Consider the following 24,598-nt stretch of genomic DNA (forward strand, 5'->3'; position numbering starts at 1 on the left):
TACTCTCCTTGAAGTGTGATACTGGCCTGCCCGGGAACGCTGCGTTCGGGAGCAGGCCATTCTGTATCGCGGGTTCCTGGAACTGCTCCGGCTACTCGGCGCTCAGATACTCCAGCGTGATGGTCACCGTGCGGTTGAAGGCACGTCCTTCGGGCGTCTGGTTGTCGAAAAGCGGAGACCCCTGCCCAACGCCCGAGAAGCGGATACGCTCGCCGACCGGTTCGCCATAGGCGGCTGTCAACAGTTTGTAGACCGCTGCCGCACGACGCTGGGAGAGCTTGAGGTTGTAGCTCTCCGAGCCGATGTTGTCGGTGTGGCCGACAATCGACATGCTGGCCTGGGGCAGGCTCTTGAAGCGGGTTACGATCTTGTTGACAATCTCCTGGTTGAGTCCGCTGACGGTATCCTTGTTGAAATCGAACAGGATCAGGGCGTACTTCTCCTGAACATTCTGATCCTTCTTCTGGGTCTGGCGCTGGCTGACCTGGCTGAAGTTGACCTTGATCGGCTCGGACGAAACGACCAGTGGCTGCCCCTTGGTGTCCTGCATTTCCAGCTTGACGATTATGTCGCCACCGGCGCCGATCGTCAGGAGATCTTTTTCCTTCAGGGGGAAGCTCACCTTTTCCGGCAGCGCCCCGCTGCCGGACTGCTGGGCAATGGCACCCGATGCGTTGCTGGCACTAATCTTCCAGTCGGAGACGCCATGGGTCGAGCTCAGCTTTGGCGTTATCGCCAGTTCAGAGGCATCAGCCTTGCCGGAAACGTAGACGCTGCGGATCGGGGCGAGTATGGCCGTGTCGTTGCTTACTATCTCCACGCGGCGGTTTTCGGCCTGTCCTTCCTGCGAACTGCTGGAACTGGGCATCTTCGGCAGGTTGCGGGCTTCGATCCTGATCCGCTCGGGAGCGATGTTCCAGATCGTCCCCAGATAGGTTTTCACCGCTTCCGCCCGCCTGGTGGAGAGCCCTGTCTTCCCTTTTTCCGCGCCGCTGTTGTCGTTGCAGCCAACCAGGGTTATGGTGGCTCCCGGGGTGTCGGCCAGTCTCTTGCCGATGATGTTCAGGATCTGGTGGTACTTTTCGGTGGTGTCACGGAAGGTCTGCTCGTCGAATCCCTCCGTTGCACTGGCCTCGTGGAAACGGACATACGTGTCGCCAATCTCGCCCATCCCCTTGTCGAAGTAGATATGAGCCAGCAGGGGTGAGGAGTCGATGGTCTTGATCTCCTCGATGTTCAGCGTGGACGTGGCAACGGCAACGGTACCGGTGGGCACGAAGTCGTAGCTGACGACATAGTAGTGCTGCAGTTGCGAGGCAACGCTTTCGAAGATCGGGACGAGATTGTCCTCCGCCGTGGCCTTCCATATCTGGCCGTTGTTCTGGGTGGCAAAGCCGGTCAGAAATTTACTGGTCGCATAGCCCGGCATGTAATCGATGGCGTAGGCGTTGAAGCGGCCCATTCCCTGGGTCGCCTTCTGGACGTCCTCCGGCTTCAGGGCGCTGTTCAGGTCTTCACCGTCGGAAAAGACCACCATGATTCTCGGGTCCGTGGCAGGTATCTTTCGGATGATATCCAGTCCGGCCAGCATTCCTTCGTACAGTACGGTCGTCCCTGTCAGTCCCTGCTGGCTGTAGGCCTTGCTGGCAAACTCCCGCAACTCATCAGGGTTGCTGGACGTGAAGGAGTGCACGCGCAGTTGCCGTCCGCCCACGCTGGTGGTCAGTTTGTTGTCAAAAATAACCAGGTAGACCTTGTCGATCGGCCTGACGATCTTGAACACCTTGTCAAGGCCAGCGAGCAGCGCCTTAATGGCATTGCGCTCGTACATGGAAAAGGAGTTGTCCAGCATCAGGACGATGTGGCGGGTCACCTCCTGGCTCTCGGTAATCGGCTTCACCGAGATGATCCTGCCCGCAACTCCTGCCTGGCTTATGCTCAAATCCTTGGCGGTCAGCCCCATGAGCGGATTCTTGGCCGCGTCGGTGGCGCTCACCAGCACCTGTCCCTCCTTGATGGCCCGCTCCACTGCCACGGTTGCCCCGGTTCTGGTGGAGCGAATCTCCAGGACACCCGTGTCCGCCGCGAAAACAGATCCACTGGCGAACAGCAGTGTCACGGTTGTCAACAGCGCATACATTCTCTTGAGTAACATGACGTATTCTCCTTTCCTCTGGTTGAAGGGGTCCGGCTTGGATTCCGCCCCTTGTCATGGGGACTCCCGTCGCGGTTATTCGATCCACCCCTGATCCTTGAAGCGTTTCTTGAGCACATCGGCGATTTCCTCGGCGGACTTCTTGGCGCGCCCCTCGATTTTGCTGCTGCCGCTCATCTCGCCGTAGACCTTCATCCCGCTGCTGACGATCAGGCCCGCCGGGTTGGCGGTGGCGATGAAGGTGGCGGCTCCCACGGCAGCCCCCGGGGTCTTGTTCCCGCCGGATTGGGTCGCGCCGTACCCCAGGGTGCGCAGCCCCTGGGGGGTCATCTGCAAGCCTTCGGCGGCAACCCTCAACTGGGATGAGCCGGATCCCATCCCGATGGTGACGCGCTTGGCGGCGCTCCCCTCGTCGTAGGAAATGATGCAGCCCCTGATGACGATGTCGTTAAGCTCTGCTGTCGTTCCCAGCGAGGCGTGCTCCGCCAACATGCCCATCTCGCGGATCTGGCTGGTCAGCTCCTGTGCTATCAGGGCGCCAAGCTTCCGGCCGTTTGCGATATGTTCGGCACTCTGTGGGGTTTCGCCGCCAGAATACTGGACGGCAAGGGCCGAGCCGGGGGGGAGTTCGTTGGGGGTTGCGGCGAAGTCGTAGACCAGAATGCGGCCGGGACGCTGAATCTGGCCGGTCACCAGCGGCTGTCGGTCGGTGACCTTGGTTGAAGCGCAGCCGGCCACAACCAGCAGAGCAACCATGCATACAATGAAACGGAAACGATAGTGAATCTTCATGTACAACCTCCTTTTCTGTCACTCGCCTCTCGTGGGGCCTGTTGTCTTGGCCAACTCCTGTAGACGCCGATTGCCGTCGGACTGAGTCCCAGTAGTTTTCGTACCCGAAGGCTGTCCTCAGCCACTGATGCGTCGCCCCTTTCTCTCGGGCTCAGGGTGACGGTGCTGATCTCGGCGCACAAAGAGCAGGGTACCGTGATGACGTGACGCTCCACCATAGAGTATTGCTTTACAACCACTAATTGTGCCAACTTTCACGGCGATTGGCACTGGTCGTAACTAGCCACAAATACGCTGCATTGCCGTCGCACTCCTGGCTACGCACGCCGCTGTCGAGACTAAATATCGACCTCGGGATGACATTTCAACTTGCGACGAACAACATCTGCACTATCATTCAGTTAAAACGATTTCAGATTCGGCCATGAGGAATCACCTATGCTGGAAAGAGCCCCCAAGAAGACCCTCCACCCGCTGCTTACCTGCGACTCTCCACGATCCGTGGCCGACGACGATCAGTGGGGCACCACGCATCACTCATGTGAAGAACTGAAAATAAACGAGACCCGGCTCAAGCGTGCCGCGGATGCTTCAGGCACCGCCCTCTGGGCGCTGGATCTCGCGACCTCTGCGATCTGGAGCAATCATGTTGCCAGGGATATCTTCTGTCTTCCCCAAAACGGGCAGATCCGTCTGGAACAGATTCTGGACAGGGTTCATCCCGATGATCTCGATATGGTCAGGGAGGGGCTGGACGCCATGATGCGGAGGGGTGAGACAACCAGCATCGAGTACCGCCTGCTGCTCCCGGACGGATCAATTCGCTGGATTCACTCGCGGGGGGGGCCGCACAGCTGTAATGGCGGAAAATCATACTGCGTCATGGGAGCTTCGGCGGATGTAACCCAACGGAAGCAGAATGAACAGACCCTTCTCCGGCAGCTGAGCTTCGAGTCATTCCTGGCGGAGACCTCGTCCGTCTTTGCCAAGTCCACGCTGCCGTCTGATCTGGACCATCAGATCGAGCATGCCCTGTGGAGACTCCTGGACCATTTTCATGGCGACCGTTGCGGGCTGATCAAGGTGGATCTGGAGGGTGAAAAAACCATCATCACCCATGCCGTGTACCGGGAGGGACTTGAGCGTTTGCCCGGTGATGTCGACCTCGTGGCCCTGTTCCCCTGGTCGTTCCGTCAGTTGCGTGAGGGGCGCTGCTACTGCTTCTCCGATCTCGCCGAACTGCCGGTCGAGGCGGACAGGGACCGCGCTTCCTGGATGGCCATGGGGATTCGCTCCGGACTGCACGTTCCCCTGAGGGTTGAAAACAGGGTCCATTACCTGATCGTCGTGGAATCCCATTCCGGCATCCTTGCCGGGACCGAGGATGTCCTTAACCGCCTGCAGATAATCGGGGATCTGTTCGTGAACGCGCTTCACCGGAAAGCGACGGAGGACGAGCTCAGAAGTTCCTGTGACGAAATCGCCAGGCTGAAGGACAAGCTGGAGTTGGAAGCAGACTATCTTCGCAGCGAGGTTCGCGCGTCCCGCTTCAACGATCAGATTGTCGGCCAGAGCGAACCGATCCAAGGGGTACTTGCCATGGTGGAGCAGGTGGCGCCAACCCCCTCCACCGTTCTTGTGTACGGTGAAACCGGGACAGGCAAGGAGCTGGTGGCCCAGGCGATCCATAACCACAGCCCACGCCGGGACAAATTGATGGTGAAGGTGAATTGCGCCTCGCTCCCCTCGTCGCTGGTGGAGAGCGAGCTGTTCGGGCGGGAGCGGGGAGCCTATACCGGCGCCCTGACGCGCCAGATGGGGCGTTTCGAGCTTGCCGACGGTTCCTCTCTCTTTCTGGACGAGATAGCGGAGTTGTCGCTGGAGCTGCAGAGCAAGCTGCTGCGGGTGCTGCAGGAGGGGGAGTTCGAGCGCTTGGGATCTCCCCGGACGATCAAGGTTGACGTGCGCGTGATAGCCGCAACCAACCGCAATCTGCTGGAAGAGGTGCGCAAGGGCAGATTTCGCGAAGACCTGTACTACCGCCTGAGCGTTTTTCCCATCGTCGTCCCCCCCCTTCGTGAGCGGCGGGAGGACATCCCCCTGCTGGCGTGGGAGTTCGTGCGGGATTTCAACGAGAAGATGGGCAAACGGATTCTCAGGATCGCAAAGAGGGACATGCTTGCGCTGCAGTCCTATTCCTGGCCGGGCAACGTGCGGGAGCTGAGGAACGTCATTGAATACGCGGTGATCGTCAGTCCGGGAGACGAGTTGAAGATACGGCTTCCGGAAAATATCGTTAACGCCCCTCCCCAGATGACAACTCTCGAAGAGATGGAGCGCCACTACATCCAGGATGTTCTGCGCCGGACGGAGTGGCGCATAAAAGGCGAGGGGGGCGCCGCCCATATCCTGGATCTCAATCCGGCCACACTCTATTCCCGGATGAAAAAACTGGGCATACTCCCTCCCCGGGAGAAAGACGGCATACCATCCTCAGGTTGAGATTTCGTCTCTCGATCCGGTGCCGAGCCAGCGCGCCCGTCCCGTCCCGGCAGTGTAACTCTCTACATTGTCTCTTGTTTTAAAACAATATTCAGCTTTCGTTTCGGTTGGCACAGAACTGGGATGGAGATTCTCCACCATGATCATCGTCACCCTGAAAACGATACCGCTCAATGAAAAACGCCGGGAGACTCTGGACATACTCCTTACCATCAAGGGGCCCATTATGGCGGAGTCGGGCTGCCTTGCCTGCAGCATCTACGAGGAGCATGATGAAGAGCAGGGCCTGCTCTACGTGGAGCTGTGGCGGTCCCTGGCGGAACTGAAACGGCATATCAAAAGCAGCAACTACGCCAAGATTCTGGAGGCCATGGAGCTGTCGTCACAGATTCCGGAGATATCGTTCTACGAATCCAGCGAGACGCAGGGGATCGAACTGATCGAGAAAATCAGAGGGGAAGACGGACCGGGTTCAGGAAGGACTCCCCCTGGGGCACGCTGAACCCGCTTCGGACCAGGGAGAAGGGCGAAGCGGGAAGGGAGCATGCGCCAGGGGAACATTCCTGACCAGTCGGTACAGTCGCTTCACAACACTCAAGCATGAAAGGAGAGACAGCATGAAATGGATGAAAACACCGGTACTGGTTGCGCTGTTCGTGGCAGGTGCATTGCAGATGGGCGGATGCGCCGGAAGCTATCAGGCGCGCAGCGTTGACCTCAAGGAATCGCCGCTGGTCAACCCGGAGATTCTGGTCGAGGGGAGCGGTAATCAGGCCCTGTACCGATACGTGAACCCAAAGGCCGAAGTCAAGAGCTACAACAAGGTAATGATCGACCCGGTCATCATCTACAAGGATGGCGAGCTGGACAAGGACCAGCTGGAGAACCTGCAGGCACTGGCCAACAACGCCCATGTCTACTTGAGCAAGGAACTTGAGCAGGATTACACGGTCGTTACCTCGGCTGAGCCGGGCACCATGCGCATCCAGTGGGCAATCATCGATGCAGACTCCTCCAAGCCGGCCCGCAATACGATCTCCACGCTCTCTCCCATCGGCATCGGCCTTAATATCGTCAAAATGTCCGTCACCGGCAAGCAGATGGGGGTGGGTGAGATAACCCTGCAGATGAAAATTACCGACGCCTCCAGCGGCGAACTGCTGGGTGCGGCCCTGGACCGGCGCGTGGGAGGCAAAACCATCACCAAGCTCTGGAGCAGCTGGTATAACGCCGACGAGGCACTCAAATACTGGGCCAAGAAAATACGCTTTGCCCTGTGCGACAACCGGGGTGGCACCAACTGCGTCATGCCGGACTGATCAGGCGGTATTCCGCGCCAGCCGTCGATGGATATCGGCGGCTGGTTCGTACCGATGGCAACAAGGAAAAGAGTGCGGCCGTTGTAACCATGAGTTAGAATGGCTGACGCTTCAAGAAACCGAGGCCTGCTTCACATGGCCAGGACAAATTCCCCGCACGCAGTTCCATCCCCACCAGGCCAACCGACTGAGCGATTCAGCGACGGCGTAAGGGAACAGGAGACACGCCATGAGCGCCAGTGAGATCAGCCTGGAGCGGTCCGGCGATGGCGATTTGCCGCTGCTGATCGCCTGTCACGAGTGTGACCTCCTCCAGCGGGAGATCAAGCTTCTCCCCGGCAAAGTGGCTCGTTGCGTACGCTGCGGAGCCAAGCTCTACCGCTCACCCCATGCCAGCCTGGACTATACCCTTTCCTTTACCCTGACCGCCGCCCTGGTTTTCATCGTCGCCAATGCCTACCCCATCGTTGGCATCAACATCCAGGGGACGCGCCACGACACCACCCTCATGGGTGCGGCCCGGGCGCTCTGGAACCAGGACATGACCACCATCTCCCTGCTGGTGTTCCTGACCACCCTCCTGATGCCGGCCCTGGAAATCGCCTTCATGCTCCACCTGCTGCTGGCGCTCAAGTCCGGGCGCCGGCCGGCCGGCCTGAACATCAGCATGCGCATCCTGCGGAACCTGAGCCCCTGGGGCATGGTGGAGGTGTTCCTGCTGGGGGTGCTGGTGGCGCTGGTGAAGCTCACCCATTTTGCCAGAGTCATCCCCGGCCTGGCCCTCTGGTCCTTCGGCGTCCTGATCCTGCTGATGGCTGCCGCCGCCGCATCCTTCGATATTCGTGATGTCTGGGTGCGGGCGGAAGCTGCCGCTGGGGAGAGGAACGGCCCATGACCAGAGCCCCGCTTACCGCGCAGGATTGCGGACTGTTCTCCTGCCATGTGTGCGGCCTGCTGTCAAAGGGAGTGAAAGGCAGCGGAGAGTCCCGCTGCCCCCGCTGCTCCGCGCCGTTGCACTTCCGCAAGCCCAACAGCGTGTCGCGCTCCTTGGCGCTCTTGATCGCGGCCTACATCATGTACATCCCGGCCAACCTGCTGCCGATCATGAAGACCGGTTCGATGTTCGGCGCCCAGGACGACACCATCATGAGCGGGGTCGTCTATCTCTGGCATTCTGGCTCCTGGGATCTGGCCCTGGTTGTGTTCATCGCCAGCATCTTGGTGCCTTTGCTGAAACTGATCGCATTGACCCTGCTGCTGGTTTCCGTGCACTTCCGCTCCACCTGGCTGCCGCTGCAGCGGACAAAACTCTACCGGATCGTGGAGCTGATCGGCCGCTGGTCCATGCTGGATATCTACGTGGTAACCATCCTGGCCGCACTGGTGCAGGTCGGCTCTCTGGCCACCATTACCGCCGGCCCGGCGGCACTGGCCTTCGGCGCGGTCGTGGTCCTGACTATGTTCGCCGCCATGGCATTCGACCCGCGCCTTATCTGGGATCCCCTGAAGAAAGCGAGAACCGAACATGACTGAGACATCCCAAGACCAGGAATTTCAGGACATCCCCGAGGCGGTGGCCGAGCCGAAGCGGCGCTTTTCCCTGCAGCTGGTCTGGCTGATCCCCATCGTGGCGGCCATCATCGGCGGAACCCTGGCCGTCAGATCCTACCTGCAGCAGGGGCCGACCATCAGCATCAGCTTCAAGAGCGGTGACGGGCTGGAGGCGGGCAAGACCAAGATCAAGTTCAAGGATGTGGAGGTCGGCCTGGTCACGGAGATCAAGATTTCCAAGGACCTGAAGCATGTGATCGCCACCGCCGAGCTGGTCAAGGAGGCCACCCCCTACCTGGTGGAGGACACCAAGTTCTGGGTCGTGCGCCCCCATATCTCCGGGGGGAGCGTCACCGGACTGGGCACCCTGATGGGGGGGAGCTACATCAGCATGGACGTGGGCACAGCAAAAAAAACACTGCGCAACTTCCAGGGGCTGGAGACTGCCCCGGTGGTTACCATGGATGAGCCGGGGAGCCGCTTCAAGCTGCACAGCCAGGATCTGGGGTCGCTGGACATCGGTTCCCCGCTCTATTTCCGCCGTATCAAGGTGGGGCAGGTGCTCTCCTACGAACTGGACAAAGACGGCAGGGGGGTCACCTTCAAGGTATTCGTCGCCGCCCCCTACGACAGGTATGTCAGGGCCAACAGCCGCTTCTGGCATGCCAGCGGAGTCGATATTGCCATAGACGCCAATGGCCTGAAGGTGAACACCCAGTCGCTGGTCTCCATCATGGTGGGGGGGATAGCCTTCCAGACCCTGGATGAGGATGCCGAAGCCCCTCCGCCTGATCGGAACCTGGCCTTCACCCTCTGCGCCAACCGCGAAGAGGCGATGAAACAGCCTGATTCCTACAGCAATACCTACACCATGGTCTTCCACGAATCGGTGCGTGGCCTGTCGGTGGGGGCGCCGGTTGACTTCCGCGGAGTGATTGTCGGCGAGGTTACGGGAATCCAGGTGGAGTTCGACAGCCGCAGCAAGCAGCTCAACATGCTGGTGGAGACGCGGGTCTATCCCCACAGGATGACTTCGCGGTCCAGCCAAATGCTTGTAAGCAATCCGAGGGATCCCCAGAGTTATATCAACCAGATGGTTACCTACGGACTGCGGGGGCAGCTCAAGAGCGGCAACCTGGTTACCGGACAGCTCCTGGTCTCCCTGGACTTCTTCCCCCGCGCTTCCAAGGCCAGCATCAACTGGTCCAGCGATCCTCCCCGCTTCCCCACCACCCCCAGCAGCCTGGTGGAACTGGAGGCAACGCTGGGCAAGGTTATGAAAAAACTGGAAAGACTGCCGCTGGATGAGGTGGTCGGCGATGTGCGACAGGCATTGCAGTCCTTCGACGCCACCATGAAGAGTACGGATCAGGTGGTCAAGCGGGCGGGTGGCGAGGTCGTGCCCGAGGCGCGGGCAACCCTGGAGGAGGCACGCAAGACGCTGCAAACGGCGAAAAAGGTCCTGGAGGACGACGCGCCGCTGCAGCAGGATCTGCGAGAAACATTGCGGGAACTGTCGCGCGCCGCCCAGTCGCTGCGGATGCTTACCGATCAGCTGGAGCGTCATCCCGAGTCGCTGATCAGCGGCAAGCCCGCCGCCAAAGGAGAGTGAGATGAACAACGGATTCAACCTGCCGAGAACGCTCATTCTGGTCATTGCAACCATCTGGCTTGCCGGTTGCGCACGTTCGCCACAGGCCCGCTTCTATACGTTGAGCCCCCTTGGCCCCCAGGCAGCGAAACCGCCGGCATCGGCGGTAAGGCAGGTCTCCCTCAGTATCGCTCCGGTTGAGGTCCCCGACTACCTGAACCGTCCCCAGATCGTGACCAGGAGCGGACAGAACGAACTGAAACTGGCCGAATTCGACCGCTGGGCCGGTTCCCTTCCCGACAATATCGCCGCAGTGATGGCGGAGAACCTCTCCCTGCTCCTTGCCAGCGACCGGGTGCAGGCCGCACCCCGGGGACGGAACGAAAAAGCCGACTATACCCTGGCCATGCGAATCCTCCGTCTGGACTGCGTGCCGGGGGACCAGCTGAGCATGAGGGTTCAGTGGACCCTTTCCGCCGCGGATGGAACCTGCGTCGCGGCGCGTGTGTCGACCTGTATGGAGAAGCTGAAAGATTCCCGCTACGATACGTTGGTGGCGGCCGTTAGCAGCGCTCTCGGGCAGGTGAGCAGGGAGATCGCCCGGGAGATCCATGATCCCATGAAGGCTGAGTGAGCAGTTTCGCCCATTGCTCATCCCCCAGCTGACACCGGCGGAAGCGGCAGGCCGGTCGCTCCCGCCACATTACGACGAGTGGAGAATACCATCAATGAAACCTGCTACCCCCTCCGCGGACATCGCTCGCACCACCCTGGCGGTGCTGTTCATCGCTATCCTGATCAGCGCCAGCTTCTGGGTGCTGCGCCCCTTTCTTACGGCGCTGGTCTGGGCAACCATGATTGTCATCACCACCTGGCCGCTGATGCTCTCGCTCCAGAAGTGCCTGTGGGGAAAGCGGGCACTGGCGGTTGCGGCAATGAGTGCCGCGCTCTTGCTCCTGCTGGTTATCCCCCTGACCCTGGCAATCGTCAGTATCGTCGAACGCTCCGATGACATCGTCGGTTGGGCCAGGTCACTGGCCATGTACACGCCGGCACCGCCACCGGCCTGGGTGGAGCAGGTCCCTGTGATCGGGCCGAAACTGGCCGAACGCTGGCGCACTCTGGCGACGATCGACCCGGTGGAGTTGTCCGCCCGTCTGGCGCCCCATGTCAAGGCAATCGTCGGCTGGATTGTGGCCCAGACAGGGAGCGTCATGATGATGGTCGTGCAGTTTCTGCTGACCGTGATCATCAGCGCGGTGCTCTACGCCAGCGGTGAGAAAGCGGCCATGGGGGTCCGCCTCTTTGCCCATCGGCTTGGCGGCAAGAGCGGTGAAGACGCCTCCATCCTGGCCGCAAAGGCCATCCGCGGCGTTGCCCTCGGCGTGGTCGTCACCGCCCTGGCCCAGGCCCTGCTGGGCGGCATCGGTCTGGCCCTGTCCGGGGTTCCGGCAGCCACGCTGCTGACTGCGGTCATGTTCATCCTCTGCGTGGCCCAGCTCGGTCCCTCCCTGGTGCTCATCCCCGCCGTTATCTGGCTCTTCTGGAAAGACCAGACCATGTGGGGCTCTATCATGGTGGTCTGGGCGGTTGTCGTGGGCACCATGGACAATTTCATCCGGCCGATCCTGATCAAGAAGGGCGCCGACCTGCCCCTGCTCTTGATCTTTGCCGGGGTGATCGGCGGCTTGATCGCCTTCGGCGTGATCGGCCTGTTCATCGGGCCGGTGATGCTGGCCGTGACCTACACCCTGCTGGTTGCCTGGGTGATGGGGCCGGAGCCGACGGAGGAGGCCGCTGCTGGAAGCGATTTCGGTACGGGTCACCCTCAACGGGAAGACAGCGCCCTGTGACCCTGCCTGTTGGGCAGGGCCAGGGGACCATGAACATACATCCGAAGGGAGTACCGTCATGCAGGAGAACATATCACCTACGAATGAAGCGAAACGGCTGGAAGAGGCCCGTGAAGCAGAGGTCCCCTGGAAAAAGTGGGGCCCCTACCTCTCCGAGCGGCAGTGGGGCACGGTGCGTGAGGACTACAGCAGTAACGGCGATGCCTGGAACTATTTCACCCACGACCAGGCCCGCTCCCGGGCCTACCGCTGGGGGGAGGATGGCCTGGGGGGCATCTCGGACGATCACCAGATACTCTGCTTCGCCCTGGCCCTCTGGAACGGCAAGGATCCCATCCTGAAGGAACGCCTGTTCGGACTCAACAACAGCGAGGGGAACCATGGCGAGGACGTGAAGGAGTACTACTTCTACCTGGACAGCACCCCCACCCACTCCTACATGAAGTACCTGTACAAGTATCCCCAGGCTCCCTATCCCTATGAGGATCTGGTGGTCACCAACCGCAACCGCAGCAAGGACGAGCTGGAATACGAACTACTGGATACGGGAGTTTTCGACGACGACCGCTACTTCGACCTGTTCGTGGAATATGCCAAGGCGGATACCGAGGATATCCTGATCAGGATCAGCGTTGCCAACCGGGGGCCGGAAACTGCCAGCCTGCACCTCCTGCCCACCCTCTGGTTCCGCAACACCTGGTCCTGGGCGGGGGGAGGAAGCAGGCCGGTCATGGAAAAAGTGGAAAACGGAACGGGAAGCGTCATCCACGCCTACCACACCGACCCGCTCTTCCAGGAATTTCTGGCCGATTACTACCTCTACTGTGATGGCGACGTCCCGCTCCTGTTCACCGAGAACGAGACAAACCATGTCCGCCTCTTCGGCGGAACCAATGCCACCCCCTTTGTCAAGGACGGCATTAACGATTACCTGGTGCAGGGACGGGCAGATGCGATCAATCCGGCCCAGAGCGGCACCAAGGCATCGCCCCACTATCAACTGACCGTCGCAGCCGGGGCGACGGAGGTCATCCGGCTGCGCCTGACCCGCACCAAACCGGCGGCGACGTTCGCTCCCTTCGCCGGGTGTGACGCCCTGTTCCAGGCGCGCATCCAGGAGGCCAACGATTTCTACGCTTTCATCACCCCTGCCAGGATCAAGGCGGATCATCCCGAACAGGCCGGCGTCATGCGCCAGGCCCTGGCCGGCATGCTCTGGACCAAGCAGTACTTCTACTACGATGTGGACAAGTGGCTGGAAGAGCACCACATCACCCCTTGGTCCCGGCCGGAAGAGCGCCAGGCTATCCGCAACGGCGAGTGGTCCCACGCCTATTGCGACGACATCATCTCCATGCCGGACAAGTGGGAGTACCCCTGGTTCGCGGCCTGGGACCTGGCCTTCCACATGCTGCCGCTCTCCATCGTGGACTCGGACTTCGCCAAATCCCAGCTTGACCTGATGCTGCGCAACGACTACCTGCACCCCAACGGCCAGATCCCGGCCTACGAGTGGAACTTCGGCGACGTCAACCCTCCCGTGCACGCCTTTGCCACCATGCAGATCTACCTCATGGACAAGGCGCGCCACGACGGCAGGGGGGACATAGAGTTTCTCAAGTACGCCTTTTCCAAGCTGCTGGTCAACTTCACCTGGTGGGTCAACCGCAAGGACCGGGACGGCAACAACGTCTTCCAGGGAGGGTTCCTGGGTCTGGACAACATCGGCGTGTTCGACCGCAGTTCGCCGCTCCCCACCGGCGGCTATCTGGAGCAGGCCGACGGCACCGCCTGGATGGTCTTCTTCAGCCAGCAGATGCTGCGCATCGCCGTGGAGCTGGCCTTGCACGACCCGCTCTACGAGGAGTTCGTCAGCAAGTTCTTCGAGCACACCATGTGGATCGGCGGGGCCATGGACCGCCTGGGAGATTTGCAGGACGAGATGTGGGACGAGGAGGACGGCTTCTTCTACGACGTCCTGCGGCTGCCCGACGGCACGGCCATGCGCCTGAAGGTGCGCTCCATGGTCGGCCTCCTCCCCCTGGCCGCCGTGGCCATCTTCGAGGAGGAGCAGATCGCCAACATGCCCACCTTCATCCAGCGGGCCAAGGCATTCTACGACCGCCACCCCGAGCTGACCGCCAACATGCATCTCCCCAACAAGCCCGGAGTGGCGGGGAGGCGCATGCTGTCACTGTTCAACGAGGAGAAGCTGCGCCGCGTCCTGGCCCGCATGCTGGACGAGGAGGAGTTTCTGAGCCCCTACGGCATCCGCGCCCTTTCCCGCTATCACCGGGAGCATCCCTTCGTCTTCCAGCACAACGGCCAGGAGTCCCGGGTGGAGTACCTGCCGGGTGACTCCGACAGCGGGATGTTCGGCGGCAACTCCAACTGGCGCGGCCCCATCTGGATGCCGGTCAACTTCCTGCTGATCGTCGCGCTCTACCGGCTCTACGCCTTCTACGGCGACTCGTTCACGGTGGAATGCCCCACCGGCTCGGGCCGGATGATGAACCTGTACGAGGTGGGCCAGGAACTGGGCAACCGCCTGGTCAACATCTTCCTCCCCGACGAGAACGGTCGCCGCCCGGTGTACGGTTCGGCGGAGAAGTTCCAGAACGACCCCCACTGGAAGGAGTACCTGCTGTTCTACGAGTACTTCCACGGCGACAACGGGGCCGGCATCGGCGCCAGCCACCAGACCGGCTGGACCGGCTGCATCGCCCGCATCATCCAGGGGATGGGGGACGTGACGCAGGAGGTCCTGCTGGCGAAGGATGCGGAGATGGCGGCGATCAAAAAGACGGTGGGCAAGTAACGGGCGGCGGAAGGGTGCCCGGCTGCCTGTTTTCTACCAGCCGGGAGATAAGGAGCATGCCATGAGCGCGTGGCCGCAACATCCGCTTATCTACGAGATCAACACCTGGGTCTGGCTCCGGGAGCTTGGTCAACAACTGGGCGAGCCGCTGACCCTGGCCAGCGTCCCCAAGAGCGTGTGGGACGACATCGCCTCCTTAGGCTTCGATGGGGTCTGGCTGATGGGGGTCTGGGAGCGCAGTCCCGCCGGCATCCAGGTGTCCATGGCCAACCAGGGACTGCTGGATGACTTTTCCCGGGCCCTGCCCGACTTCAGGGCGGAAGACAACGTCGGTTCCCCCTACTGCGTGCGCAACTACGAGGTGGACCCTTGTCTGGGGGGGAGGGAGGGGCTGGCGGTTGCCCGTCAGGAACTGGCCAGCCGGGGCCTTGCCCTGATCCTGGACTTGGTCCCCAACCACGTGGCTCCCGACCACCCCTGGGTGACGGAGCATCCCGACTACTTCATCCGGGGGGATTACGGCGATGTTATGCGGGAACCGGCGTCGTTTCTGACTACAGGAGGGCATGTGTACGCCTGCGGCCGGGATCCTTTCTTCCCGGCCTGGCCCGACGTCCTGCAGCTGAACGCCTTCGATCCCGGCCTGCGGGCCGCGGTGAGGGAGACGGTTGGCTCCATCGCCGACCAGTGCGACGGCGTGCGCTGCGACATGGCCATGCTGGTCATGAACCACATATTCCAGCGCACCTGGGGGGAGCGGGCCGGGGTACCCCCTGCCGTTGACTACTGGCCGGAGCTGATCGGTGCGGTGCGCGCAACCCACCCCGGCTTCCTCTTCATGGCCGAGGCGTACTGGGAGCTGGAGTGGGAACTGCAGCAGCAGGGGTTTGACTTCTGCTACGACAAGAAGTTGTACGACCGGCTGGAGCACGGCCCGGCCGAGAACGTCCGACTGCACCTCTGCGCCGAGGCGACCTATCAGGAGCGGCTGGTGCGTTTCATCGAAAACCACGACGAGCCGCGGGCCGCCGCCACCTTCTCGCCGGAGAAGGAGAGGGCCGTTGCCCTGCTCACCACCACCCTTCCGGGGGCGGCGCTGCTCCACGAGGGGCAACTGGAGGGGCGCAGGGTAAGGCTTCCCGTGTTCCTCGGCCGCCGTCCTGCCGAGGAGGTTGACCATAAGTTACGGGCATTCTACCAGGCCCTGCTGGTGGTAATCGCCCGTGAAGGGGTGCGCGGCGGTCGTTGGCGCCTCTGTGAACGGAGCGGCTGGCCGGACAACGCCAGCCACCTGAATATCGTTGCCCACTGCTGGAGCGGGGAGAAGAGCCGCCACCTGATCGTCGTAAACTTGAGCGCTACCGCCGCCCAGGCCCGCGTCCAGCTGCCGTGTGAGGAACTGCGGGGGAGAACCTGGCGTCTGGTGGATCTGCTGACCGCTGAGAGCTGGGACCGGGACGGGGACGAGATGACGGGGGCGGGGCTGTATGTCGACCTGGGGCCGTGGAAATGCAACATCTTCCGGCTGGAGCCGCTGTGAGAGGTCCCATGGGACAGGCCTGATCCGGAGGGTGATGGTGGAGGAGAAACGACAGATGGTACTGAATATTCGGATCCTCGCTGCGGCGGCACTGATGGTAGCGTTTCTGACCGGCTGCTCCGGCCTTGGTCCGGCTACCGTTGCCCGCGACCGCTTCGATTACACCGCAGCCATCTCGGAGTCGTGGAAGCGGCAGATGCTGCTCAACATCGTCAAGATCCGCTACGGAGACGCGCCCATCTTCCTGGACGTGGCTTCCATCATCAACCAGTACCAGGTCTCCACCGCCCTGAATGCCGCCTTCGGCTGGTCGTACCCCCCCCAGGCCAACAGCCAGCTTCTGGGCGTGGAGGGCAACTTCATCGACCGCCCCACCATCACCTATACCCCACTGACCGGAGAGAAGTTCGCCCGCAACCTGATGACCCCCGTGGCACCGGCTACGGTGATGAGCCTGGTGGAGGGGGGCTACCCCATCGACCTGGTCTTCCGCATCCTGGTCCACTCGGTCAACGGCATCCAGAACTCCTTCGGAGGGTCGGCCCGGGCGCGGAAGGCCGACCCGGAGTTTTACCTCATCCTGGAGAAAATGCGCCATATCCAAGCCTCGGGTGCCGTTGCCCTGCGGGTCAGGAAGATGGAGAACCGCGACGCCCTGATGATGGTCTTCCGCAAGCGTATGGACCGGGAAACGGAGCAGGCATCGCGGGAGGTGCGGCGCATGCTCGGCCTCAAGGAGGAGGGGGGAGAATTCCGTGTTGTCTACGGATCGGTGTCAGGCAGTGACGAAGAGGTCGCCCTGCTGACCCGTTCGATCATCGAAGTCTTGAGCGACATCTCCGCCACCATCCAGGTGCCGGCCGAGCATGTGACCGAGCGGCGAGTGCCTGCGACCATGGAACCGGAAGGGGAGGGGATCAGGGGGACCATGATCCGCATCCTCTGCTCCACGGCAAAGCCTGACGACGATTTTGCCGCCGTGCCGTACCGGGGCCGCTGGTTCTGGATCGACGACCGGAATTACGTCTCGAAAAAACTCTTCTCCTTCCTGATGTTCGTCATGACCCTGACCGAGACCGGCGGCAAGGAGGGGGCACCCATCGTCACCATCAATGCCGGCGGATAATTTCCCCGCCGTTACAGTGGGCAAGCCGACGCCAGCCTGGGCTCTGGTTGTCAAGGCGTGCGGCAGCAAAAAGGGGGCGCCAATGGCAGTTGCGTCCCTGCAGACTGCCAGGAAAGCACTTCTATCGGGAGGACTGAATATCAACTCACGGATGATATGTCGTCTCTGGCTATCCGGGTGGCTGCGTATCCGTCGCTGGTCCGTGGCTATGGTTGATTGAAATACGCCCGGTTAGCGCCCGACTGGAGTTGCGCACGTAGCTGGCATGTTTTTGGCAAATTACGAGAGTCGAGCTGTCCAATTGGTACCGGCAGGCAGCAGTTCATGAGCAGCTTTTGTCCAGTTCGCACAATGGATTCAGCACGCCGAAATCCAGCAAACTGGTTTTCTCTTGTTTTAACTACTGGCATCTCATGGGGGTAGAGCATGAAGAGTCTCAGGAGCGTCCGCACATTGTTCTGGTCGACCGGTTATGCCGGGCGGTGCTTCACGGCAGCCGCCTGCTTGGTTGCACTGCTGGCAAACGGCTGCGCCAAGAAGGAAAAGCCTGTCGCGTTACCTCCGCCGGCGGTCGAGATTGTCCAGGTCATTGCCAAAGACACGCCGATTATCTCCGAATACGTGGCACAGACCCAGAGTTCGCAGCAGGTGAGCATCCAGGCCCGGGTAAATGGCTTCCTGGAAAAGCGGGCCTATACCGAGGGGAGTATTGTGAAGGCGGGTACCGTCCTCTTCCTGATGGACAAGAAACCGTTTCAGGCCCAGGTGGATGCCGCGAGCGCGGCACTGGATCGGCAAAAGGCCGCCATGAAGACGGCCCGCCTCAATCTTGATCGCACCAAGCCCCTGACTGAAAAGAACGCCCTCTCCAAGAAGGACCTGGATGACGCCACCGGCGCCTATGAATCGGCGGCAGCGGCTGTGGAGGCGGCCAAAGCCCAGCTGCTGACGGCGCGGCTCAACCTCTCCTACTGCACCATAACCTCCCCGGTGAACGGCATCACCAGCGCCGCCCTGCAGCAGGAAGGCGCCTACATCAACACGCAGAACAGCCTGCTGACCACCGTGGCGGTCCTCTCACCCATCTGGGTCAACTTCAGTTTGTCGGAAAACGAGTTGAAGGAATATAGCGATCAGATTGCCAAGGGACAGATCCGCCCCCCCAAAGGGCAGAATTACGAGATCGAGATCGTGCAGGTTGACGGCTCCATCTTCCCCCACTCCGGCCGCATCACCTTCGCCGACCCCTCCTTCAACCCCCAGACCGGCACCTTCCTGCTGCGGGCCAGCGTCAACAACCCCAAAGGAGTCCTGCGTCCGAACCAGTACGTACGCGCCCGCATCAAGGGGGCCATCAGGCCCAACGCCATCCTGGTGCCGCAACGGGCGGTGCAGCAGGGGGCCAAGGGGCACTTCGTCTGGGTCGTGGACAGGGAGAACAAGGCGGAATCCAGGCCGGTGGTGGTGGGTGAACTGATGGGCAACGACTGGTTCATCAGCGAGGGGCTCAAGGCCGGCGAAAAGGTGGTGGTGGACGGCGGCATGACCCTGCGGCCGGGCATCCAAGTGGTGGTGAAGCAGGCTGGCGCCTCCCAGAGCGGCCCCGCGGCCGCCGAACCGAAACCGACCCCGGCGAAGAAGGCCGACTGACAGAGGAGGGGCAGCATGTTTTCCAAGTTTTTCATCGAACGGCCGATCTTCGCCACGGTCATCTCCCTGATCATCGTCATCGCCGGCCTGGTGGCGATGAAGGCCCTGCCGGTGGCCCAGTACCCCACCATCACGCCGGTGACGATCCAGGTGACGACCACCTATCCCGGCGCCGACTCCAAGACGGTGGGTGACTCGGTGGCCGCCCCCATCGAGGCGCAGATCAATGGTGCCGACAACCTGCTCTACATGACCTCAACCAGCTCCAATACCGGTCAGATGACCATCACCGCCTACTTCGCCCTCAATGTCGATCCTGATATCGCCCAGGTGGACGTGCAGAACCGGGTCAACCTAGCCATGCCCCAGCTCCCCGATGCGGTCAAGACGTACGGCGTCTCGGTGCAGAAAAAATCGTCAAGCCCCCTGATGATCATTTCGCTCTACAACAAGGACGGCCGCTACACACCGGAGTATGTGAACAATTACGCCAATGTCTACGTGCTGGATGCCATCAAGCGGGTCAACGGGGCCGGACAGGCCCAGATTTTCGGCGTGCCGGACCAGGCCATGCGCATCTGGATGAACCCGGACCGCATGGCATCTCTCGGCATCACCACCAGCGACATCCAGAATGCGGTGGCCAAGCAGAATGCCCTGTTCGGGGCCGGACAGGTCGGTTCCCAGCCCAGCGACAAGTCGGTGCAGCTGACCTTTCCGGTGGTGACCCAGTCGCCCTTTGTCAAGCCCTCGGAATATGAGAATATCATCCTGCGCGCCAGCCAGGACGGCAGCGCCATCGTGCGCATCAGGGACGTGGCCCGCGCCGAGACCGGCCGGCGCCAGTACATCGACGACAACCGGTTGAACGGCTATCCCTGTGCGCCGATCATCGTCTACCAGCAGGCCGGCGCCAATGGGCTGGAAGTGTCCAAGGGGGTGCGCAAAGTCATGGAGGATCTGAAGAAGACCCTTCCCGCCGGCATCGAGTACACCATCTCCCTTGATACCACCGAATTCGTGCGTCTCTCCATCGAGGAGGTCATCCACACCCTGTTCGAGGCCATCGTGCTGGTCATCCTGGTGGTCTATCTCTTCCTGCAGAGCTTCCGCTCCACCATCATCTGTACGGTGGCAGTCTTCGTCTCGCTGATCGGTACCTTCGCCGGCATGCTGGCAATGGGGTTCTCCATCAACCTGCTGACCCTGTTCGGCATCGTGCTGGCCATCGGCATGGTGGTCGACGACGCCATTGTGGTGGTGGAGAACGTGGAAAGCAACATGATCAAGAAGCACCTTCCTCCCAAGGAAGCCACCATCCTGGCCATGGAGCAGATCGGCACCTCCCTGATCGCGGTGGTGCTGGTCATGGCGTGCGTCTTCATTCCGGCGGCCTTCCTCCCCGGCACCACCGGACAGCTCTACAAGCAGTTCGCCATCACCATCGTTGTGTCCGTGGCCCTGTCCGGTTTCGTTGCCCTGACCCTGACCCCGGCCATGTGCGGCTTCATGCTCAAGCACAACCCGCCCCCCCAGAAGGGGTTCTTCGCCTGGTTCAACCGCATGTTCGACACGTTCACCCTGAAATTCGGTGACGCCGTGGTGCTGATGATCAAGCGCATGACCGTGGCCTTCGTGCTGCTGGCCGTGATGATGTTCGGCCTGGTGCACCTGTTCAAGACCATCCCCACCAGCTTCGTCCCCAATGAGGACCAGGGCTACATCTTCACGCAGATCATGATGCCGGATGCTGCCAGCCTGAACCGTACCTCGGAGATGGCCATGAAGGTGGACGCGCTGTTCGCCAAGAACCCGGCGGTGGAGAACCGGACCATGATCGGCGGCTACAGCCTGATCGACAGCCAGTACAAGCCCAACGTTTCGACCTTCTTCGTCACGCTCAAGGATTTCAAGGAACGCTATTCATCCGGGGATCGCGCCAAGAAGGAGAACGCTGAGGCCGTGCTGAAGCAGATCGGGGGGGCCGCACGCACCATCAAGGATGGGGTAACCATCCCCATCGCCCCGCCGGCGATTCCTGGTATCGGCACCACCGGCGGCTTCGAGTTCTGGATCCAGGATAAGGGGAGCGGCGAGCCGGCCCGCCTGTACGAGGCCACCCAGCAGTTCCTGGCCAAGGCGCGCCAGCGCCCCGAACTGACCGGGCTGAACACCACCTTCCGCGCCGCCTCCCAGCAGCTGAAGGCCGAGGTTGACCGCTCCAAGGCCGTGCTCTTGGGGGTGCCGGTGGAGGATGTGTACAGCGCCCTGCAGGCCCAGTTTGGTTCGATCCAGGTCAGCCAGTTCAACCAGTACAGCAGGGTCTGGAACGTCATCCTCCAGTCCGATGCCCCCTACCGCCGCACCCCCGCGGACATCACCCGGCTCTACACCCGCTCCACCACCGGCCAGATGGTGCCGCTGTCAGCCGTGGTCAACACCAGTTACGTGACCAACCCCGACCTGGTGCCCCACTTCAACGGCTTTCCGGCCGCCCAGGTCACCGGCAACGCCCAGGCGGGATTCAGCTCGGGCGAGGCCATCAAGGCCATGGAAGAGGTGGCGACGGAAGTTCTTCCCCAGGGGTACAGCTTTGCTTGGTCGGGCATGGCCTACGAGGAGAAGAAATCAGGCGGCACCTCCGCCGCTGCCTTCGCCTTCGGCCTGGTTATCGTCTTCCTCCTGCTGGCGGCCCAGTTCGAATCCTGGACCCTGCCCGGCTCGGTCATGACGGCCGTTCCCTTCGGCATCCTGGGCGCCCTGATGTTCAACTGGATGCGGGGCTTGAGCAACGACGTCTACTTCCAGATCGGCCTGCTGGTTCTGATCGGCCTGGGAGCCAAGAACGCGGTCCTGCGGGTGACCTTTGCCGTGGAACTGCGGGAACAGGGGCTCTCCATCATGGACGCCACGGTGCGGTCAGGCGAGGAGCGCTTCCGCCCCATCATCATGACCTCCCTGGCCTTCATCTTCGGCGTACTGCCGCTGGCCATCGCCACCGGCGCCGGCGCCAACGCCCGACACTCCATCGGTACCGGCATCATGGGGGGGATGATCGGCGAGGCAACCCTGGCCATGCTGTACGTGCCGCTCTTCTTCTATATCTTTGACAATCTGACCGAGCGTAACAAGGAGAAGAAAGCGAAGAAAGCGGCGGCCGAAGGGCGTCCGCCGGACACGCCGCAGGTGGCGAGCCTGACCGAGAGCCATGATATCCACCGGGAAGGGGGTAACTGACATGCGCCGACTACTCGTTCTCACACTCGCAACCCTGCTTGCCGGTTGCATGATCGGCCCGGACTACCACAGACCGGTGGTGGAAACTCCATCCTCCTTCATATACGAAGACAAGGAGGCCCGTGCCACGGCGGACACCGAATGGTGGAAGCAGTTCCAGGACCCGGTGCTCGATGCTCTGATTAGTGATGCCCTTACCAACAACAAGAACATCAAGATCGCTGCCGCCAACATCGAACAGGCCTCAGGGTTCCTGACCCAGACCCGCTCCCCGCTCTTCCCGCAGCTGGGCTATGGCGCCGATGCCGGGCGTCAGCGGCTGAGCGAAAACAACGCCATCCCCGTCTCTCCCGGTATCAACAACCCCCAGGATTACTTCCAGCTCTTCGGCGGCGCCAGCTGGGAGCTGGATCTCTGGGGCCATGTCAGGCGCCTCTCCGAGTTCGCACGGGCCAACCTGCTGGCCAATCAGGAGGCACGCCGCGGCGTGATTCTCACCCTGGTGGCAGCGGTGGCGGGCGACTACCTGCAGCTGCGCGGGCTGGACGAACAGCTGGTGATCTCAAAGCGCAACCTGGCGGCCTATGCCGATTCGGTGAAACTGTTTGAACTGCAGTTCCAGTACGGCCAGATATCCATGCTGAACGTCCAGCAGGCCCGCACCCAGTATGAGACCGCGGCGGCAACCATATCGCAGATCGAATCCCAGATCAGCCAGCTGGAGAATGCCTTGTCGATCCTGCTGGGCCGCAATCCGGGATCGATTCCGCGCGGCAAGACGATCCATCAGTTGGCCTCCCCGGCTGTTCCGGCAGGTCTCCCCTCCCAGCTGCTTGAGCGCCGGCCGGACCTGGCGCAGGCCGAACAGAACCTGATCGCCGCCAACGCCCAGATCGGCGCGGCAAAGGCGCTCTACTTCCCGACCATCTCGCTTACCGGTAATTTCGGCTTTGCCAGCGAGAACCTCTCCGATCTCTTCAAGGGGCCGAGCAAGCTCTGGAGTTATGGCGGCTCGATTACCGGCCCTATCTTCACCGCCGGCGCCATCTCTGGTCAGGTTAGGCAGAGCGAAGCACTACAGAAGGCGGCGCTCCAAAGGTACGAGGCTGCGATTCAGAGTGCCTTTGCCGACGTGGAAAATGCCCTGGTCATCCGCCAGAAGTTGGCCGGACAGCTTCTGGCCCAAGAGCGGCTGGTCAAGGCCAGCCAGGAGTACGAGCAACTGGCCAAGCTTCAGTATGATGGAGGCTACGCCCCCTACCTCACCGTTTTGAGCGCGCAGCAGCAGCTCTTCCCCGCCGAACTCACCCTTACCCAGTTGCGCGCCTCGCTGCTTACATCCTACGCCAACCTGTACAAGGCCATGGGTGGCGGCTGGGTGGATGCGGCCGACAGGCTGGCAGGCACGCCTCCCGCCGCGTCCCCTCGCCTGTAGGGAGGCGATCGAGGTCTACTGCAAGGTGGACAGCCCAGAGGATGCGTGCTTCTGGAGTGCCGCGGCAAGCATAGCGGTGACTTTCCCGCGTCAGCAGGTAGCCGTGTAACAGTGGGTCGAACAAGGCAGGGCACGCTTGGCGGAGGCAAAGCGCATCTGACGAAGCATGTGATCGGACGTTATCTGTTATATCAGTTCTTTCCGCCCTCCACTGCCTTTGCTTGTTGGGCTCCGGCTTTGCCGGCTCAGGGGACCGTCCATGAAGTGCGCACCTGCCGATATGTACCTGCGGTTACGGGCATTCTGGCTGGGAGACGAGGCTCTTTCGGTGTTTCTGGTCCTCCTCTTCCTTGCCCTTTTTCTCGGGCCGTTCCTCGACTCTCCGCAGGTGAGGCTGCTGACGAGCCTCTTTTTCTCGCTGCTGATGGTATCCGGGATTGTCAACATATCGCGGCGACCATCAATCAGGTGTGTGGCCGGCATGGTGGCCTGTAGCGCCATCGCGCTGCGCTGGCTCACCCATGTCCTGCCGACGCCGGAAACGCTGCGCTGGGGAAGCCTTGCATCCCTCATCTACATGATCATGCTGTCCATGGTTATCCTGTACAAAGTCTTCATGGACGACAAACCGGTCACCGGCAATCGCGTAAAAGGGGCGGTAGCCGCCTATCTGCTGTTCGGCATCACCTGGTCAGTTCTCTACGGATTCCTTGACCAGGTTTTGCCCAACGCCTTCAACCTCCCCCAGGCCGCCGGCGATTACGGTCCCGCACGCCAGGAGGTGTTCGTCTACTACAGTTTCATCACCCTCACGACGGTCGGCTACGGTGACATCAGCCCGACCCACGATGTCTCGCGCATGTTCGCGGTGATGGAGGCGCTGGTGGGGCAGCTCTACCCGGCCACGCTGCTGGCCAGGCTCGTCTCCCTGGCCATAACCCAGCAGCAGGAGACGACGCGGGACACGAGAGGTTGAACTTCCGGTTCGGCTGAGACGCCTGCTCCAGTACCCGTCGAAAGCCGACTCAA

General features: G+C 61.6%; 17 protein-coding genes. 15 read left to right on the forward strand and 2 right to left on the reverse strand.

The genetic code is table 11. The annotated features are described in order from the left end of the window. Positions 1-91: 91 nt before the first annotated feature. Together PPRO_RS19235 and PPRO_RS01930 are read right to left on the reverse strand one after the other, a co-directional pair. Entirely contained in the window at positions 92-2,155 is a 2,064-nt protein-coding gene (locus PPRO_RS19235) for an OmpA family protein (protein WP_011734344.1), read from the reverse strand. Positions 2,156-2,230: 75 nt separating this feature from the next. After that, positions 2,231-2,947, reverse strand: a complete 717-nt coding sequence (locus PPRO_RS01930) for a DUF4410 domain-containing protein (protein ID WP_011734345.1) — start codon at positions 2,945-2,947, stop codon at positions 2,231-2,233. Positions 2,948-3,385: 438 nt separating this feature from the next. On the opposite strand from PPRO_RS01930, the gene PPRO_RS01935 reads away from it, so the two are divergent. The 15 genes from PPRO_RS01935 (at position 3,386) to PPRO_RS19240 (ending at position 24,545) form a co-directional block, all read left to right on the forward strand. After that, a complete protein-coding gene (locus PPRO_RS01935) occupies positions 3,386-5,449 on the forward strand; it encodes a sigma-54-dependent Fis family transcriptional regulator (RefSeq protein ID WP_011734346.1) in 2,064 nt (687 codons plus the stop codon). A gap of 139 nt (positions 5,450-5,588) precedes the next feature. Beyond that, positions 5,589-5,951, forward strand: coding sequence for a putative quinol monooxygenase (locus PPRO_RS01940; protein ID WP_011734347.1), 363 nt, complete (start codon positions 5,589-5,591; stop codon positions 5,949-5,951). A gap of 115 nt (positions 5,952-6,066) precedes the next feature. Continuing rightward, the gene (locus PPRO_RS01945; protein ID WP_011734348.1) at positions 6,067-6,768 is read left to right on the forward strand and encodes a DUF3313 domain-containing protein; all 702 of its coding nucleotides are present in this window, start codon (positions 6,067-6,069) and stop codon (positions 6,766-6,768) included. Positions 6,769-6,997: 229 nt separating this feature from the next. Beyond that, the gene (locus tag PPRO_RS01950; RefSeq protein ID WP_011734349.1) at positions 6,998-7,663 is read left to right on the forward strand and encodes a paraquat-inducible protein A; all 666 of its coding nucleotides are present in this window, start codon (positions 6,998-7,000) and stop codon (positions 7,661-7,663) included. After that, positions 7,660-8,301, forward strand: a complete 642-nt coding sequence (locus PPRO_RS01955) for a paraquat-inducible protein A (protein WP_011734350.1) — start codon at positions 7,660-7,662, stop codon at positions 8,299-8,301. The genes PPRO_RS01950 and PPRO_RS01955 overlap by 4 nt, the downstream gene beginning before the upstream one ends. Further along, positions 8,294-9,931 carry a PqiB family protein gene (locus tag PPRO_RS01960; RefSeq protein ID WP_011734351.1) on the forward strand — a complete coding sequence of 546 codons (1,638 nt, stop codon included), beginning with the start codon at positions 8,294-8,296 and terminating at the stop codon, positions 9,929-9,931. Before PPRO_RS01955 ends, PPRO_RS01960 begins: the two co-directional genes overlap by 8 nt. 1 nt (position 9,932) lies before the next feature. Next, a complete protein-coding gene (locus PPRO_RS01965; RefSeq protein WP_011734352.1) occupies positions 9,933-10,544 on the forward strand; it encodes a PqiC family protein in 612 nt (203 codons plus the stop codon). Positions 10,545-10,638: 94 nt separating this feature from the next. After that, positions 10,639-11,763, forward strand: a complete 1,125-nt coding sequence (gene ydiK, locus PPRO_RS01970) for an AI-2E family transporter YdiK (protein ID WP_011734353.1) — start codon at positions 10,639-10,641, stop codon at positions 11,761-11,763. 58 nt (positions 11,764-11,821) lie between these two features. Further along, positions 11,822-14,581 (forward strand): MGH1-like glycoside hydrolase domain-containing protein, encoded by a 2,760-nt coding sequence (locus PPRO_RS01975; protein WP_011734354.1) that lies wholly within the window; start codon positions 11,822-11,824, stop codon positions 14,579-14,581. Between the two features lie 61 nt (positions 14,582-14,642). Then, entirely contained in the window at positions 14,643-16,121 is a 1,479-nt protein-coding gene (locus PPRO_RS01980) for an alpha-amylase family glycosyl hydrolase (RefSeq protein ID WP_011734355.1), read from the forward strand. Positions 16,122-16,176: 55 nt separating this feature from the next. After that, on the forward strand, positions 16,177-17,247 hold the full coding sequence (locus tag PPRO_RS01985; protein WP_157039913.1) for a hypothetical protein: 1,071 nt from the start codon (positions 16,177-16,179) through the stop codon (positions 17,245-17,247). A 426-nt stretch (positions 17,248-17,673) separates the two neighbouring features. After that, positions 17,674-18,897, forward strand: a complete 1,224-nt coding sequence (locus PPRO_RS01995; RefSeq protein ID WP_011734358.1) for an efflux RND transporter periplasmic adaptor subunit — start codon at positions 17,674-17,676, stop codon at positions 18,895-18,897. Positions 18,898-18,912: 15 nt separating this feature from the next. Continuing rightward, positions 18,913-22,134, forward strand: coding sequence for an efflux RND transporter permease subunit (locus PPRO_RS02000; protein ID WP_011734359.1), 3,222 nt, complete (start codon positions 18,913-18,915; stop codon positions 22,132-22,134). A gap of 1 nt (position 22,135) precedes the next feature. Continuing rightward, positions 22,136-23,569: an efflux transporter outer membrane subunit gene (locus tag PPRO_RS02005; RefSeq protein WP_011734360.1), complete on the forward strand. Its 1,434-nt coding sequence runs from the start codon at positions 22,136-22,138 to the stop codon at positions 23,567-23,569. A gap of 259 nt (positions 23,570-23,828) precedes the next feature. After that, positions 23,829-24,545: a potassium channel family protein gene (locus tag PPRO_RS19240; RefSeq protein WP_011734361.1), complete on the forward strand. Its 717-nt coding sequence runs from the start codon at positions 23,829-23,831 to the stop codon at positions 24,543-24,545. The last annotated feature ends 53 nt before the right edge of the window (positions 24,546-24,598 follow it).

This window comes from Pelobacter propionicus DSM 2379, from assembly GCF_000015045.1.
GTDB lineage: Bacteria > Desulfobacterota > Desulfuromonadia > Geobacterales > Pseudopelobacteraceae > Pseudopelobacter > Pseudopelobacter propionicus.

What these genes read in the sequence shown, in the direction of transcription:
- PPRO_RS19235 (WP_011734344.1), bottom strand. Translation starts at nt 2,155, where the DNA reads ATGTTACTCAAGAGAATGTATGCGCTGTTGACAACCGTGACACTGCTG.
- PPRO_RS01940 (WP_011734347.1), top strand. Translation starts at nt 5,589, where the DNA reads ATGATCATCGTCACCCTGAAAACGATACCGCTCAATGAAAAACGCCGG.
- PPRO_RS01980 (WP_011734355.1), top strand. Translation starts at nt 14,643, where the DNA reads ATGAGCGCGTGGCCGCAACATCCGCTTATCTACGAGATCAACACCTGG.
- PPRO_RS19240 (WP_011734361.1), top strand. Translation starts at nt 23,829, where the DNA reads ATGAAGTGCGCACCTGCCGATATGTACCTGCGGTTACGGGCATTCTGG.
- PPRO_RS01930 (WP_011734345.1), bottom strand. Translation starts at nt 2,947, where the DNA reads ATGAAGATTCACTATCGTTTCCGTTTCATTGTATGCATGGTTGCTCTG.
- PPRO_RS01935 (WP_011734346.1), top strand. Translation starts at nt 3,386, where the DNA reads ATGCTGGAAAGAGCCCCCAAGAAGACCCTCCACCCGCTGCTTACCTGC.
- ydiK (WP_011734353.1), top strand. Translation starts at nt 10,639, where the DNA reads ATGAAACCTGCTACCCCCTCCGCGGACATCGCTCGCACCACCCTGGCG.
- PPRO_RS01960 (WP_011734351.1), top strand. Translation starts at nt 8,294, where the DNA reads ATGACTGAGACATCCCAAGACCAGGAATTTCAGGACATCCCCGAGGCG.
- PPRO_RS01985 (WP_157039913.1), top strand. Translation starts at nt 16,177, where the DNA reads ATGGTACTGAATATTCGGATCCTCGCTGCGGCGGCACTGATGGTAGCG.
- PPRO_RS01945 (WP_011734348.1), top strand. Translation starts at nt 6,067, where the DNA reads ATGAAATGGATGAAAACACCGGTACTGGTTGCGCTGTTCGTGGCAGGT.
- PPRO_RS02005 (WP_011734360.1), top strand. Translation starts at nt 22,136, where the DNA reads ATGCGCCGACTACTCGTTCTCACACTCGCAACCCTGCTTGCCGGTTGC.
- PPRO_RS01975 (WP_011734354.1), top strand. Translation starts at nt 11,822, where the DNA reads ATGCAGGAGAACATATCACCTACGAATGAAGCGAAACGGCTGGAAGAG.
- PPRO_RS02000 (WP_011734359.1), top strand. Translation starts at nt 18,913, where the DNA reads ATGTTTTCCAAGTTTTTCATCGAACGGCCGATCTTCGCCACGGTCATC.
- PPRO_RS01965 (WP_011734352.1), top strand. Translation starts at nt 9,933, where the DNA reads ATGAACAACGGATTCAACCTGCCGAGAACGCTCATTCTGGTCATTGCA.
- PPRO_RS01950 (WP_011734349.1), top strand. Translation starts at nt 6,998, where the DNA reads ATGAGCGCCAGTGAGATCAGCCTGGAGCGGTCCGGCGATGGCGATTTG.
- PPRO_RS01995 (WP_011734358.1), top strand. Translation starts at nt 17,674, where the DNA reads ATGAAGAGTCTCAGGAGCGTCCGCACATTGTTCTGGTCGACCGGTTAT.
- PPRO_RS01955 (WP_011734350.1), top strand. Translation starts at nt 7,660, where the DNA reads ATGACCAGAGCCCCGCTTACCGCGCAGGATTGCGGACTGTTCTCCTGC.